This is a genomic window from Methylomusa anaerophila (assembly GCF_003966895.1).
Lineage (GTDB): Bacteria > Bacillota > Negativicutes > Sporomusales > Sporomusaceae > Methylomusa > Methylomusa anaerophila.
Map to the genome: position 1 here is coordinate 1,012,765 of NZ_AP018449.1, position 14,986 is coordinate 1,027,750.

The 14,986-nt window shown below is 46.6% G+C and carries 15 protein-coding genes; 5 read left to right on the top strand and 10 right to left on the bottom strand.

The window, feature by feature from the left end; genetic code table 11:
• Nucleotides 1–61 precede the first annotated feature (61 nt).
• Complete coding sequence (locus tag MAMMFC1_RS04515) at nucleotides 62–856, bottom strand: DeoR/GlpR family DNA-binding transcription regulator (RefSeq protein WP_197723914.1); 795 nt, start codon at nucleotides 854–856, stop codon at nucleotides 62–64.
• A 248-nt stretch (nucleotides 857–1,104) separates the two neighbouring features.
• Here MAMMFC1_RS04515 and phnC point away from each other — a divergent pair, with 248 nt between their 5' ends.
• From phnC to MAMMFC1_RS04540, 5 genes are all read left to right on the top strand, one after another.
• Nucleotides 1,105–1,866: a phosphonate ABC transporter ATP-binding protein gene (gene phnC, locus MAMMFC1_RS04520; protein ID WP_126306858.1), complete on the top strand. Its 762-nt coding sequence runs from the start codon at nucleotides 1,105–1,107 to the stop codon at nucleotides 1,864–1,866.
• A 4-nt stretch (nucleotides 1,867–1,870) separates the two neighbouring features.
• On the top strand, nucleotides 1,871–2,698 hold the full coding sequence (phnE, locus tag MAMMFC1_RS04525; RefSeq protein WP_126306860.1) for a phosphonate ABC transporter, permease protein PhnE: 828 nt from the start codon (nucleotides 1,871–1,873) through the stop codon (nucleotides 2,696–2,698).
• A gap of 15 nt (nucleotides 2,699–2,713) precedes the next feature.
• The gene (locus MAMMFC1_RS04530; protein ID WP_126306862.1) at nucleotides 2,714–3,898 is read left to right on the top strand and encodes a pyridoxal phosphate-dependent aminotransferase; all 1,185 of its coding nucleotides are present in this window, start codon (nucleotides 2,714–2,716) and stop codon (nucleotides 3,896–3,898) included.
• Between the two features lie 87 nt (nucleotides 3,899–3,985).
• Nucleotides 3,986–4,870 (top strand): phosphonate ABC transporter substrate-binding protein, encoded by an 885-nt coding sequence (gene phnD / locus MAMMFC1_RS04535; protein ID WP_126306864.1) that lies wholly within the window; start codon nucleotides 3,986–3,988, stop codon nucleotides 4,868–4,870.
• Between the two features lie 75 nt (nucleotides 4,871–4,945).
• A complete protein-coding gene (locus tag MAMMFC1_RS04540; protein WP_197723915.1) occupies nucleotides 4,946–5,743 on the top strand; it encodes an HpcH/HpaI aldolase family protein in 798 nt (265 codons plus the stop codon).
• A 185-nt stretch (nucleotides 5,744–5,928) separates the two neighbouring features.
• Here MAMMFC1_RS04540 and MAMMFC1_RS04545 read toward each other — a convergent pair whose 3' ends face one another.
• The 9 genes from MAMMFC1_RS04545 to MAMMFC1_RS04585 form a co-directional block, all read right to left on the bottom strand.
• Nucleotides 5,929–6,309: a YkvA family protein gene (locus MAMMFC1_RS04545; protein ID WP_126306866.1), complete on the bottom strand. Its 381-nt coding sequence runs from the start codon at nucleotides 6,307–6,309 to the stop codon at nucleotides 5,929–5,931.
• Nucleotides 6,310–6,417: 108 nt separating this feature from the next.
• The gene (locus MAMMFC1_RS04550) at nucleotides 6,418–6,891 is read right to left on the bottom strand and encodes a hypothetical protein (RefSeq protein ID WP_126306868.1); all 474 of its coding nucleotides are present in this window, start codon (nucleotides 6,889–6,891) and stop codon (nucleotides 6,418–6,420) included.
• 730 nt (nucleotides 6,892–7,621) lie between these two features.
• Complete coding sequence (locus tag MAMMFC1_RS04555) at nucleotides 7,622–9,496, bottom strand: SLOG domain-containing protein (protein WP_126306870.1); 1,875 nt, start codon at nucleotides 9,494–9,496, stop codon at nucleotides 7,622–7,624.
• 376 nt (nucleotides 9,497–9,872) lie between these two features.
• Nucleotides 9,873–10,523, bottom strand: coding sequence for an NUDIX hydrolase (locus MAMMFC1_RS04560; protein ID WP_126306872.1), 651 nt, complete (start codon nucleotides 10,521–10,523; stop codon nucleotides 9,873–9,875).
• Complete coding sequence (locus MAMMFC1_RS04565; protein WP_126306874.1) at nucleotides 10,516–11,655, bottom strand: DEAD/DEAH box helicase; 1,140 nt, start codon at nucleotides 11,653–11,655, stop codon at nucleotides 10,516–10,518. Before MAMMFC1_RS04565 ends, MAMMFC1_RS04560 begins: the two co-directional genes overlap by 8 nt.
• A gap of 95 nt (nucleotides 11,656–11,750) precedes the next feature.
• Nucleotides 11,751–12,215: a ferritin-like domain-containing protein gene (locus MAMMFC1_RS04570; protein ID WP_126306876.1), complete on the bottom strand. Its 465-nt coding sequence runs from the start codon at nucleotides 12,213–12,215 to the stop codon at nucleotides 11,751–11,753.
• Between the two features lie 180 nt (nucleotides 12,216–12,395).
• On the bottom strand, nucleotides 12,396–13,718 hold the full coding sequence (locus MAMMFC1_RS04575) for an ABC transporter permease (protein ID WP_232035661.1): 1,323 nt from the start codon (nucleotides 13,716–13,718) through the stop codon (nucleotides 12,396–12,398).
• A complete protein-coding gene (locus MAMMFC1_RS04580) occupies nucleotides 13,715–14,389 on the bottom strand; it encodes an ABC transporter ATP-binding protein (RefSeq protein ID WP_126306878.1) in 675 nt (224 codons plus the stop codon). Before MAMMFC1_RS04580 ends, MAMMFC1_RS04575 begins: the two co-directional genes overlap by 4 nt.
• A 29-nt stretch (nucleotides 14,390–14,418) precedes the next feature.
• A complete protein-coding gene (locus tag MAMMFC1_RS04585; RefSeq protein WP_194085696.1) occupies nucleotides 14,419–14,967 on the bottom strand; it encodes a hypothetical protein in 549 nt (182 codons plus the stop codon).
• Nucleotides 14,968–14,986: the final 19 nt, after the last annotated feature.

A 14,986-nucleotide genomic window follows, 5' to 3' on the forward strand; every position in this document is an offset into this window, starting at 1 on the left:
ATAGTATAGTTATGATGTCATTTTTAATGCGACATATATAGTATTGGCGAAATGACAATTCTTATGCTTTTTTGCTCTGCGGCACCTCTGGGGCTGCTATCCATTGCAAACAGTCCGAATCAATCTCATTTGCCCATTCATCAGGTATTTTCCGGTTGCATACAACTATATCAATATCCTCAAAAGTAGCAAAGCTAAACAAATGACGAACATTCATCTTCGATGCGTCGGCGACTAATATGCGCAGATCAGATTTTTCCAGCAGCAGCTTGGACAACTGAATGTGTTCCTCCCTAAATGTACTAATATTTTGCGGGGAGAAACCGGCACAGGATAAGAATGTTTTATTGACAGATAGTTTCGCCAGCATATCTTCGGCAAAAAAGCCGCTGGTCGCCATGGATGCGGCGTTAGTCTCGCCGCCGACGACTATAACCCTGCCGTCGAAGCTTCCTTCCTTCCGGCATTGAAGCAGTCCCAAGGCAATAGGCAAAGAATTCGTTACCACCACCAGGTTCTTCTTTACCAACAGGTGCTGTATCATTTGCTCGGTCGTACTTCCACCCAGCAGGGCGATGGTATCGTTGTCTTCGATAATATGCGCAGCCGTTAAGGCGATCATGCGTTTGCCCTCCAGATTATGCATCATCCGTTCATTATATAAAAGTTCCAAACGGGTGTTTTTCACCTTGATTGCGCCGCCATAAATTTTTTTCAGCTGATTGTTGGCCGCCAAATAGTCAAGATCGCGGCGAATGGTTTCCATTGCCACGCCGAATTCCTGCGCTAAGGCTTTCACATAAACCCGGTCTTTGAAATTCAACTCCTCCAGTATTTTCTTCCTTCGTTGTTCCATAGAATCAAAAATCATATTCTCACTCATATCCTCACCTACGTTAGTTATATAGTTATAATTAATTCTCCGTCATAAGCCAAAATCCTACAATTGCATGTTGTTTTTTTGTGGTTTTCAGATTTATTTGTGGTTTTAATATGGTTTTAATGTGGTTTTAACATCACCTTAATACTATCTTAACATTGCATCTGGTAAAATTTATTATAATGGGGGCATAGAAGATAGAAGATAGCGGAGGGGGCATGTTGATGATCCGGATGCATTCGGTAAACAAATCCTTTGGCCGGGAGTTGGTATTAAAGTCGGTTTCCTGTCACATAGAGCGGTATACCCCAACAGTTTTGCTCGGTCCCAGCGGCGCAGGCAAATCAACTTTGCTTAGATGTATTAACGGTTTGGTAGATATCGACAGCGGCCAGATTATAGTAGACAATATCCCATTGCCGCGACATCCCAAAAAGCTTCGTAAATTTAGGAAATCCATCGGCATGATTTTTCAGCAATTTAACCTTATAAAAAATATATCCGTCCTGGAAAATGTACTGTGCGGACGTCTGGCCTATACTCCTGTGCTTTCGTCCCTGCTGACTAAATTTACCAATCCCGATTATGAAATAGCCTGCTATTATCTTGCTAAGGTAGGACTATACGATAAGCGATACCAAAAAGCGGGACAATTAAGCGGCGGGCAACAGCAGCGAATCGCCATTGCCAGAGCTTTGGTCCAACAGCCGAAAATATTACTGGCAGACGAGCCGGTAGCCAGTTTGGACCCCAAAACCGCCACCGCCATCCTCGACTTGCTGACAAAAATCCATGAGGAAGAAAAAATTACCCTGGTCTTAACTTTACACGCTGTCGACCTGGCGATTAAATATGCCCGGAAAATTATCGGCATCAACCGGGGACAAATTATTGCCCAGTACGATACCGATAAAGTTAACGCCGCGGAAATATATTCCGTTTACGATAACTGTGATAACTCTGATAGCTATCCGGAGTGCGGCTAATTCTATGAGAGATGACAGTCATGATCCGCCCGCAGCGACCCGCCCGCCAACATATGACATCAAAACAATCAAAAAAGAACTGTCACCGAATTTTCCCTGGTATTTTATCGGCTTAGCCGTTGTCATTCTCTTGTGCTTTCAACAGGTTGGTTTTTCCTTGACCGAGTTAATAAGAGGCTTGCCGGACATGGCTGGTTTTATTGTCCATGCCTTGCCGCCGGATTTTACGCGTTTAGACCAATTTCTCCTCTCGATTTTGCAGACCGTCGAAATCTCCGTTGCCGGCACCTTTCTGGCCATACTGCTGGCGATACCGGTTGGCATTGGCGCATCGTCCAACTTCTCGCCTCATCCGGTTATCTATTGGGCTTGCCGGACGCTGCTCAATTTTACCCGTTCGGTATCGGAAATGATTGTTGCTTTGATCTTTGTAACAGCAGTAGGTCTGGGACCTTTTTCCGGCGTAATGGCGCTGGCGATACACTCAGCGGGAATGCTGGGAAAATTTTATGCCGAAGCAATCGAAAATGTCGGTACGGGAGAAATCGAGGCCATAAAGGCAACCGGCGCCACCACCGGGCAAGTATTGCGTTTTGCGGTATGGCCTCAGGTTTTGCCTGAACTCACCACCGTCATTTTGTACCGGTGGGAGGTTAATATCCGGTCGGCGACGGTACTGGGAATGGTGGGCGCCGGGGGAATTGGCTTTGACCTTATTACTTCCATAAGATTATTTCAGTACCAGGAAACTTCGGCAATCATTTTTTTAACTTTGCTGACGGTAGCCATTATCGATCAAATTAATAGTCGAATCCGGGCAAAAATCATTTAAGGAGGTGACTGCCGGATGAATAAACGGCTGAGCCGGATGGATAGCAATATCGGCGCGGAATTTCGCAGTCAACTGGAATATTATAAGCGAACCGGCAAACAGATAATCGCTTTGAATTTGGGCGAACCGGATTTTCAGACGCCGGAACATATCTGCCAGGCAGCTATCGGCGCAATTGAAAACGGGTTTACCAAATATACCCCCATTGAGGGTATCTACGAGTTAAGGGAAGCCATCTGCACGAAGTTGCGCGAGGAAAACCATATGGAATATACCCCGGATGACATCATTGTCTGCACCGGCGCCAAGCAAGCTCTCGCCAACGCCTTATGCGCCATTTGCAATGAAGCGGATGAAGTTTTGATACCCACCCCCTGCTGGGGAAGTTATCCGGAAATGGTAAAGCTGGTCCAGGCAACCCCTGTCTTCGTTGATACCCTGGAAAACGGCAGCTCCGTCTTAACTCTTGATAAAATTGAACGGCGGATCACCCCGAAAACAAAAGCTATTTTGCTCACCAATCCCCACAATCCTACCGGCACGGTATATAGTAAAGAACTGCTGCAGGCTATCGGCAACCTGGCCAATGAGGGCGATTTTTATATCGTAGCCGACGAAATATATGAATACTTAACTTATGAAGGAGACTTTGTCTCTGTTGCCGCCCTTGGCAATGCTGTCAAAGCCAGGACCGTCACCGTCAACGGCTTGTCCAAGTCCTTTGCCATGACCGGCTGGCGGGTGGGTTATGCGGCCGGACCAAAGCCGGTTATCGACATTATGCGGTTAATCCAAAGCTACACTACCTCAAATGCGAACTCCATCAGCCAAAAGGCTGCCGTCGCCGCCTTGTCAGGCCCGCGCGAACCAATCCAAACCATGGTTGAGGAATTTGACCGGCGCCGGCGGTTTATCGTCGAGCGCTTAAAGGGAATCAAGGGCCTTTCCTATATCTCGCCCCAGGGAGCCTTTTACATTATGGTTAATGTCGCCGGCTATTTCGGCAAATCCTACAAAGATTATTTTATTGGCGACTCCACTGATTTTGTGATGTATATCCTTCATGAAACCAGTGTTTTATTAACTCCGGGAGTAGTCTTTCAGGCACCGGCTTACGTGCGCATTGCCTATGCAAATTCAATGACGAATCTGGAAACAGCCATGGACAGGTTGGAAACTGCTTTGTATTTGCTTAAGTAACAATAATTATTCCCATATTCCATCCCAATCTTAACCCTGATCAGTTATTCAACTGATATAGAACAACATAACAAGGAGGGAAAACTCATGAAAAAACCACTAGTTAGTCTGGTACTCCTGGTCTGTTTTCTCGTTACCCTGGTATTTGCCGGCTGTCAGACGGCGCCGACGGTGCAGACGGCCAAAACCTTTCGCCTGGGCATCATTCCTTCCGAAAATGCGCAAGAGACTTTACAACAATTTTCACCCTTAATTGCTTACCTGGAAGAGCAAATGAAAGTAAAAATCGAACCCTATGTGGCAACCGATTACAATGGCGTTGTCGAAGCAATGCGAACAAACCATATTGATGCCGCAATGTTCGGACCCTTCTCTTACATCATGGCGGCTGAAAGAGCGGGGGCTGAAGCCTGTGTCGTGCGCGTAGCTGAAAATGGATCGCCGACTTACAACAGTTATTTTATTACGCATAAGGATTCCGGCATAAAAACGTTAAACGATTTAAAAGGCAAAAACTTTGCCTTTACTGATCCGGCTTCCACATCAGGTTACCTGGTTCCGGCCAAAGTTTTATTAGATAACGGCATCGCCGCCAAGGATTTTGCCTCCGTGATCTATTCCAACGGCCATGATGCTTCGGTGTTGGCGGTAAAGAACAAAAAAATTGACGCCGCCTGCGTTGACGAAATGTCCTATGGGCGCGCCGTTGAAAAAGGAATCATTACCAAAGACGAAGTGCCAATCATTTATACCTGTCCGCCTATCCCCCAATCCCCCTTTGCCGTGGCCAAGAATCTGGATCCGGCTTTACGAACAAAGTTCATCGAAGCCATGACGAAGGTTCACGAATTGAAACCGGATACCTTAATACCTTTGAAAGCCAGCAAATATGTAGCCGCCAGCGACGACAGCTTCCAAATTATCCGGGATACGGCCAAAGCGCTAAATCTGGATCTCACGAAAATAAAGTAAGTCAGGCAGTGAACAGCGGTGCTTATAGAAGCGGGTGTCTTCGAAATTGGATAAAAACCGGAAGGATGATGGAAGATGCGTAACCGGATGAAAGAAAAACTGCTGCAGGGAAAACCGGTTTTAGGTATTTCAATGATGATTCCCGCCGTACAATTGGTGGATATGGCCGGAAAACTGGGCTTTGACTGGGTTCTGATTGACTGCGAGCATGGTTCCATATCCCTGGAAACAGTCGAACTCATGGCTATGGCGGCGGAAGCAAGCCACATGACTTCCATAATACGGCCGCCGAAAAACGATCCGGAAATCATCCTCCGGTACATGGACCGGGGTGTTATGGGCGTGCAGGCGCCGCATGTAAATAATGCCAGCGAGGCGCAGGAAATTGTAGCCGCAGTCAAATACCATCCGCTGGGAAAAAGAAGTCTGGCCGTAGGAACACGTTCGGCAAACTACGGCTTCAACCTTAATCTTAGCGAATACGCTCAACAAAGCAACCGGGAAACGCTGGTTTGTATCCAGATTGAAGATAAGGATGCTCTTGGCAACATTGCTTCGATTGCCGCTGTGGCGGGAATAGATGTTTTATTCATCGGCCCATCCGACCTCTCCCAATCCCTGGGCTATCCCGGCGCTGCCGATCACCCCGTTGTCCAGAAAGCCATGCAGGAGGCTTTTGCGGCGATCATAAACGCCGGCAAAGCAGCAGGCACGGCCGGGAACTTCGCGACGGCGGCTACCCGCTTACAGCAGGGAGTTACCTACTACTACACTCATTTTCCGACCTTGTTCGCCCATGGCTGTTCCGAGTTTTTCCGCATCGCCAACAGCGTATCCGTTCCGGAAAAGCCGCCTCATTCTCTATCTAACTAGCTTAACCGGGCTAAATGGCTTGGTTTTTAAGCTGCAAAATCAGCAAATATAGTATGAGACAGCACAAAGAAAGCATCTTTTTCGATTAGATAAAAAGATGCTTTCTTGTATTGTCTCGCAGCTAATGTAAACAGCGTGGAACCTGCAATATATCCTCACATCTTATTGTTTTGACGATACGTTTTCTAAAAAAGAGTTTCAACCTCATCAATATCGTTTAATATTTCGTCTCCAAACCATTCTCTGATTCTATTTCTTGCAGTATCCTTAACATCTTGATTTATAAACGCAGCACAAGTCGTTATTGCTACTACAAGTACACCAAAATCATCAGTAAATCCAACAAATGGGGTAACGTCCGGCACAGCATCAATAGGGCAAATGAAATATCCTAAAGCTCCATAAACTACTGTTTTAGCCCAAACAGGCGTCTCCGGCCTCTGTGCTGCATAATAAAGAAGAAGCGCAATATAGATAATCTTCCCACCAGCCTTTTTCGCAAAATTCATTACCTTTTTCCAAAACGACTCCTCAGAATATTCTTTTTCAAAACCATTTCCACTCATAATAATTCCTCCATCCCATCTAATTTTCTATTGAGCTTTTTTCTCACTTCAATGCAAAACTGACACCTATCATTTGGTTTTATTATTACGTCTGTTACCATTAAATCCTTACTTAGTGTCATCGGGCAGCTCAAGCCGGGCGGTCTGCTCATAACATTTTCCTTGTTCGTCACGATAGCGAATTACAACGTTTTTATTATCTTTACCTTTGTTTACATTATATAGAGCTTTCAGTCCTCCCATAATACCACGAATTGCTAATGGAACAATAAGCACTGACTCCATGGCTATTTGCGCATCTTTTGGAAAAGACTCTTCCTGCAAACAACACAAAGGTATATTACCCGGACAGCATTCATCATCATTTAAGAGTAATGCCAATATGATATCAGGATCAATTAAACTGCTAAATTGATTACTGGTATGATGTGGAACCACCTGAAGAATTGGCGGTTTACCTTTAAGATATTCACAGACTTCCTTATTATTTTTTATAAAGGAAAAGGACGCTGTATCACAGAAAGGACAGGTAATTCGCATCCCCAACTCACAAAGTTTATTTATGCATTTGGCGCTAATCACAATACTGGCACCACAATTGGAACAACTCACTACATAACAATTTCTTGAATACCGGCCCCAGAAATGGCCGACCGTCCCAGGTGTATCGCGAATATATGTATATACTCTGGTCCAAACCTCAATGTTTGCGGCCGACATTTCTTCAAGCCGGTAGGGACCGGTAATATTAAATTTTTGGTTTCCCGTATGTTCTGCCCAATATTCTAGCGGATTTTGAGGATTGTGCCGCCTCCATATATCCCTCTCAAGTAAAGTCCAATAAGAATCCATTACCTCCCTAAAACCAAACCGGACAAAAACATTACATTCATGCATCTTATCATATATGCACCGCATCAAATCCAAAAAATCATAGGGAGTTAATAACATCCCATCAGGTAGAATCGCTCGCGGCGGCATCAGGAAACTAGCATCACATATTTTCTCTGTTATCATATACTCGCGAAAAAGATTAGCTAACCGGTAATTACAGCTTAGATTATCACACTTTTCATAATATCTGTTACGATGGTCGCAATCATGACCGTTGTTAACTAAACATTGAGATTGATTGTTCTTATCTTTCCAACTTCTATAACTTATGAAAGCTATTGCTTTGTCCTTCATCCTGCCTCACTCCCTTAGCAAAATAATAAAATAATCTTTATCGCCTCTACGCGTTCAAACCGCTTCGCCAATGTATCCTGCCGCATATACACATTCCAATAGTTCATCCATATGTTTACCATGTTTATAGTCCTAATTTGTCAAGTATTTCTTTGGCCATTAAGCTGTAATCCAAACTAACCATTAATTCGTGATTAAACGCTGGCGATAGGTGATTCGGCTTTTCTTTCCAGTTGTCGGCATCTAACAGCGAAGCCAGTTCCGCAGCCCGTCCCCCGACGGAACCTATGATGAAAACCGGCAGACCGGCAGCTTTCGCCAATTCAATTTCTTCGTCTACACCGGGAGGAATATCCGCCCGGTTTGTCTTTCCGCCCATAACAACCATTGCTGCAGCCTCTTTATCCTGGATCATAGCCCTTCTCATTGTTGTCAGACTCTTCGCCCGGTCTTTGCCAACAACCTCGGTGGCAATAGTCGTGGCATGCTTTTTGAACTCATCAATAGCGGCATCGGTGACAAAATACTTTGAGGCATACATGTGCACAGACTGTACAAAGTCGTCTGGCCTTCTTTGTCTAGCCATATCGAAAATTAGATGTTGAAAGGTCGGATGCGCCCCAAAAATGACAATTCCTTCCCGGTCCAAAATCGCCTGAGTAAATGCATAAATCGCATCCGTCAAATGCTGCTGATGTTCCGGTTCGCAATCCGGGAATGCACCAGAAATGATAATACCTCGCTTTTGAGGAGATGTCTGTTGGGACAATGAACGCAAATATTTTTCCAGGCTGTTCACGTATTCAGCGCAAGAATCTACTAAATGCGGCTGCCGGACAAGAACCTGGTTGCTCTGCAATGCTACCGGCGCCAGCATTAACGCTGCATCATAAAAGTGCCCCAAGACCGGATGAGGTTTATATCCCAGTTGTTCTAAATTGTTTAAAAAGCTTAGTCGGTCATCGTCTTGCGGAATACGGCCGTAAAAACCGACCACATGGGTCATAGGCCGCTGAAAATAACGGAAATTCCGCCTTGGAATCTGAACCTGATATGTAAGATGCTGAAAACTCAATTCCTTCAACTCAATGCTGCCTTCATCAGCCAAAGTCCGCACCCGCCGCAAATGGCCAAATACGTTCTTTGCGTACTCGCGTGAAATTTCGAAGGCCTTGTGAATAACATCATCAACAAACCCAGACCCCACATTGCGGGTTTTGGTGTCAATGTCCGGCCGGTTAAAGTGAGGCTCACCCGCCGGAACAACCGTCAATCCCGCCCGTCCATTGTTCGGACCAATTTTTATCCATACTATTGGTAAGTGCCTCGCCAGTGCGATTCGTAATTCAAGGGCCACCCATTCAGACTCTCCACACCTGGGTGTATCCAGAAAAACAACCGCGTCGCTTTTGCAAAGATTGCGTTCAATTATTTCCTGGGCCTCTTCCCCGACAAGTACGGCATTAAGGTCACGAAATACGTGCTGCATCCTAACTTGCAACTCATCGTGAAAAGCTCCGGCAATTTTTTCCCCGTCAAAACGGCGATGACTTAAAAAAAGCTTCATGTTATGTTTCGTCAATGATGGTTGCAAGCGGGAAACAACTGTTCTTGCCAAAGCCACCGCTACCGTCTCAATTTGCGAAGTAGTAAGCTTACGTTGTTGAAGCTGCTCGGCAACATCGTAACTTTGATGCGAAGACGCGATTTCCGGCGGATAGCGGTGATTCTCCGCTATAGCGACCGGGAAAACGCCGCATCCGGTCCGTAATACGTCCTGTAAGAACGAAATGAAGTACTCTGGGTAGGCTTGATCCGCACGGTTAAAAAAAACCATTACGTCCTGATCTGTCGGTTTAGCAGATTCCATAACAATTTCAGTCATGATGGATGTTGTTTCAACATGTTTTTCCAGTTCAATACGACACGTGTTATAAAAGGCCAAAGCAACAACATTATGACCAAGGGTTATTTTAGGGTCTACAACGTATACTTTCATAATTATTTCACCTCAATTTCAAATAAGCTTACAGCTCTGGAGTGTGCCTACAAATGTGCTACAAGCTAAGGTTACTATCATTTTGCTTCTCCCCCGCACCAAACAACTTCTCAAGGTATATTTTTCCATAGAATAAAAAAATCCTGCCAAATTACTACAAAATCTAGCAAAACTTACAAATTAAAATAAATAGACGGTAATTTCTTGTTTATAAAACCTTGCAAATTGACCAACGCCCATTATTCGATTCAGAGCATAGTACCGTCGATACATATGTCGATACGTATAAGGAATATAAAAGATTTCGCCCGAATTCCACAAAAAACAAAAGGCCAACAGACTAATCCTGTGCCTGTTGACCTCTGGAATCTATTGCTTATACTATAGTCCGGCATATTTTCAAAAAACCCTCCAGAACCCTGGCGGTAAGGCCCCAGATTACATACTTGTCGTACTTGTAAAACAGCACAGGATAGGTGGCCCGCCGCCGGTAACCGCGGGGATAGTTTTCCGCCAGAAGGTCGAAAGGAAATCCGTTGATTGGCTTTGTGGCCATTTCCATTTCGGTAACCAGAGGTTTGGCATTCAAAAGATAAGTCAACGGCACCATAAACACTTCGGCTACCTCGCCGGTACTGAGAGTAAAATTTTGCGGCAAAGACAGTTCGGCAACAAAAGGATAGAGAGCAACCCCGATGGGACTGATCAAATAATCAAGGGCCCCTAATATGCGAATGTTTTCCGCCGGTACGCCCAATTCCTCGCTAGTTTCCCGTACTGCTGCCGCCAATGGGCCGACATCATTTGCTTCAATTTTCCCCCCCGGAAAACAAATATCCCCCGGTTGCCGGGCCACAGCCTGGGAACGGACCTCAAACAGCACGGCAAGTTCCCCTTCTTTCTCGATTAGCGGTACTGTTATCGCCGCCTGAATATAATCACCTTCATTGCCTAAGCCCGGTTGGCGAATTGCCAGTACCGCCGGCAGCGACTTTCGCAATGCACTTATGTTATGTAGATTATACATCAACCACTGTACCCCGCGCTAAATTTTTCGCCAAAATATTGATATTAAGGGCCTTCGCATACTTCTGCAGACGAAGGGTTTCCTGCCTGGTCACGATTGAGACGGCAGCGCCGCTTTGACCGGCCCGGCCGGTCCTGCCCACCCGGTGAAGATAAGCCTGGGCGTCATCCGGCAGGTCCAGATTGAAGACGTGGGTTACCCCAGGAATATCAAGACCCCGCGCTGCCAAGTCGGATGCTACCAAGAGCTGCGCTCTGCCGCTTTTAAAGTCATCCATGGCTTTTTTACGGCTTTCTTTTGCCGAGTTGCCATGAAGTCCCGCGGCCTTGAGTCCATGATAGTTAAGTTTCGCAGTCATAATCTCAATATTGTCGGACTGATTGATAAAAACCAATCCCCGCGCCACATTAAGATGCCGGACCAGTTTCCGCAGCATCTCAATTTTGTCCCGGTGTTCGGCCACCAGGTATATATGGGAGATATCCGCCGGAATGCTGGTTTGCTTCTCAATCCGGACGATAACCGGATCTTGCAGGAGGTCTTTTACTTTATCAACCGCTGCCGGTGGGACGGTTGCCGAAAACAGCAGCAACTGCCGGTCCCGTTGGGTTGTCTTGATGACGGCCCTGACGCTGTCGATGTTCTGGTCATTCAGCAGCCGGTCAACCTCATCCAAAACAATGGTTTTAACGGTTGCTGCCGCTATCTTGCGTTTTTGAATGAGTTCCAATATCCTGCCGCTGGAACCGACGATAATATGCGGTTTGTCTTTCAGTTTCTCAATCTGCCGGGTAATATTGACATTGCCGATGACCGGCGTCGAGGTTACAGCCAGGCCAGCTTGTTGGGCCATCAGTTCCGTCTGACGCTGGATCTGCATCGCCAGCTCATGGGTAGGCGCCAAAATGATGGCCTGCGTTTCCCGCTTGGCCGTATCTATTTTCTGCATGAGCGGCAGTAAATAAGCCAGGGTTTTGCCAGTTCCCGTGGCCGATTGTCCGACAACATCCCTGCCGGCGACGGCCGGCGGAACGGCCTCCGCCTGTATCGCTGTCGGCGTCTCAATCCCCGCCTTCTTAAGCCCTGCCGCCAACGTTGGGATGAGACCCAGTTTTTCAAAGGATCCTGTCATTGCTTTCTCTCCTATGATCAAGGTTTGTAGATATTATTTATTATAGCCACATAAAAACAACTCTGCAATGTTAATCATGGCAGAGTTGTTTGGCGTTAATCGCATCCGCATTCACAACAATTTTTGGTGTATAGGAAATTCCACTTGACGGAATGCTTGATTTCGTCCGTAATGATTTCAAATAGCATATCCCTATGTCTCCGCGTGCAAAGTCCAAACATTATTTCGCGATAGACTTCCACCGCATTAAGCTCACCAAAGATTGCTTTTTGAATTCCGGCACAATAACTTTCAGGCTCTTCAAATTTTTCTTGCTGGTCTGGCACCGGCTGCTCGCATGTTATTTCCCGATAAATCCTGCGAAACATCTTAAAATGTTTAATTTCGTCATCCCTAATGGATTTAATAATTTCCTGCTGATCACAGTCCGGCGCAATCTTGATCAGGCACTGATAAAAGGCCCGGTCACTAACTTCGTCCCCTAAAGCTTCCAGGATCAGGCAGAGAGAACGTTTAAGCTTTCTGGGGTCACAACACTTGCGCTCGCCATAGTATTGCATCTTTCATATCTCCCCATGTATGATATATTTTTAATACATTTTATGATCAGCTTAACAAAACGTGATTCGTAAATTTGCCGGACATCTTGAGCTTTCTTTCCGCGACATAATAAAAAATCCAGCATTCCACGAAATCAGAATGCTGGACTTTCCATTAAGAACGGCGAATTCCCGCCGTTTTCACAGGTCGGCTGCGATATTGCTTTTAGCGGTATGTAGGGCGGGAATAACACTTGCGATTATGCTGACAAGTAAAATCGCGATGATGGTATATGCCTCAGCGGTTGAAAATGCGCCAGTAATAGCGACTGCCGTTTTTTTCTGCAAGGCGCCGGCAATTAAGGTAAATAGGCCGTGACCGGCCAAGATTCCGAGCAAGATGCCGGAGCATACCAGCAGCATTCCTTCCGCCAGAATAATGGTAAAAATATCCTTCCGGCTGGCTCCGAGAGCTCGTAATACCGCTCTTTCCCGGGAGCGGCTAAGGGCCGACCAATACAAGGAAAAAGAAACCAGCAGCATGGCCATGGCAAAAACGGCATAGCCGATCATACTCAGTACTTTTTCCCCTTCTCCCAGGATGGCAAATAGCTTCACTACAACTTGGGCAGGAAAAATAAGCTGAGCTCTCTTGTCTTTTTGGAATTCCTGATATAGGCGCATTGCCTCAGCATAGCCTTTCGGTTTGACGAGAACAACCGTCGTACCCAGTTCCTCCTCCTGGTGGTGTTCATCATCATTGCCCCGAATATGTTGGCGTTCATTATCTTGATCTGAATGGTTGTTGTGTTCATCTTCCGCCCCTTGTTTTGTTTGGTTATGATTATCCAGGTCATTGTCTTTACCGGTTCCTTCCTCTTCATGGGCATGGCTGTGAACGTCCCATATGCTGGCAAGGGAGACAAAAATGGCTTGATCGTACGGTCCATTCAGAGGCCGCATGACTCCTACCACTGTAAACTTTTTATCTGCGTGGGATTCACCGCCGGCTACCACCCCATGGGACGACACAAATTGGTCCCCTAATTTAAGACCCGTTTCCGCGGCAGTCTTAGCGCCAATTACCGCTTCATACTGTTCCCGGAAAGGGTGGCCCTGGGCCAATTGAATCCACGGCAATTGTCCGGCTTTGATCCGGTGCTCAAATATAGCCGCTTCGGTACCGACGATGCGATACCCCCGGTAGTTGTCGCCAAAGCCGATAGGAATGGCTGTGGCTACCAGTGGATTGGCAGCCAGTTCCCTGGTCAGGGAGTAATCAATATTGCCGATAGGCACATCCTGCAAAAATACTGTATTAAGCACCAGTTGGTTGGGACTTCCCTTGGCGCCGACTATAAGGTCAAAAGGCTCGGCAGCTTTGATCAAACCACCCTGTATGCTGGAAGCCAGCAGCATCACCGTAATGGTCATGGCCAGAGAAGTTGCAACCACAGCGACCGTCAACATACTTTGCACAGGTTTAAACCATAAGTTCCGCCAGGCAATCAACAGGTGAATCACGGTAACTCCCTCCCCTGCCGGCGCATTTCCAATATGCGCGGGAATCGGGACATAACCTCCCGGTCGTGAGTTGCCAAGACCAAAGTACTATGGTTTTGTTCGCATAATTCCTGCAAAAGCTCTAATACAACTTTCACATTACCTTGGTCCAGACTGGCGGTAGGCTCGTCCGCCAAAATCAAACGCGGCTTGTTTATCAGCGCGCGAGCCACGGCGACCCGCTGCTGCTCGCCTGTGCTTAAGCGGGCCGGTTTATCATCCGCCCTGTCAGCCAGACCTACCTTTGTCAATAGCGGCAAAATTTCATTCCGCCGGCCTTGGGAAGAGCTGCGACTGCCAAAAGCAACCGCTACCAAAATATTTTCCAGCACGCTAAGACTGTTAAGCAGGTTAAAATTTTGAAATATATAGCCGACATTATGGGCCCGCCAAGCGTCCCGCCTGGCTTCCGGCAGATGGTCGATTCTTTCCTCGTCCCAAAGTATTTCGCCGGCTGTGGGAGAAATTAAACCGGCGATCAGATGAAGCAGCGTTGTTTTACCTGATCCGCTGGGCCCTGCCAGGATAAGCTGTTCACCTTGCCCAATACGAAGTTGATCCACCGCAGTTACCGTAATCATTTCACCATTGGGGTGACGGAATTGTTTTACCAGATTATGAATTTCCAGCATGAGCTTCCCCCCCTGGTTAATTTAACCGGTTATTCAGCTTTTTCCACATTATCTGCCTGGATGCGCACCAGGCTGACAAAACCGGTTTCCGCATCCAGTTCATTCCCCAACTCCAGTATGCCGGTGACGCGGATTGGCTGGTCGAAAGGCAAGGCCGTTACCGGTTCCTTCAGCTTAACAACCACAATATTGTTGGGCCAGTCAGCATCGGTCGAACAGAAGGGGCAGACAGCCATAGGCACTTGCGTCAAAACGAAGAATGCCAGAGTGGGCTTTAACGGCGGCGCCATAAAACCGGTCATGGATACTCTTTTTCCTTGTAAATCAGTTAATTTCTGGGAAAATTGCAGCCCCAGCGACGAAGCGCCGCTGTACATTTCACTAAACTCGACAGGAGTCGCCGGACCGAGAAACCATTGGTCCCAAAACGGAGCTGCTTGCGCCGTCCGAAAGAAAAGGGACGGTTCCCGGTAAGGAACCGTCTTTGCAGCAGGCGGATCACATGGTGAAAAACCTCCGGCTAACATAAAGCCCAGAATAATTCCAATCAGCCATCGCCATGGAATAATTTTATTCATGTCAATCAGCCTCGCAATC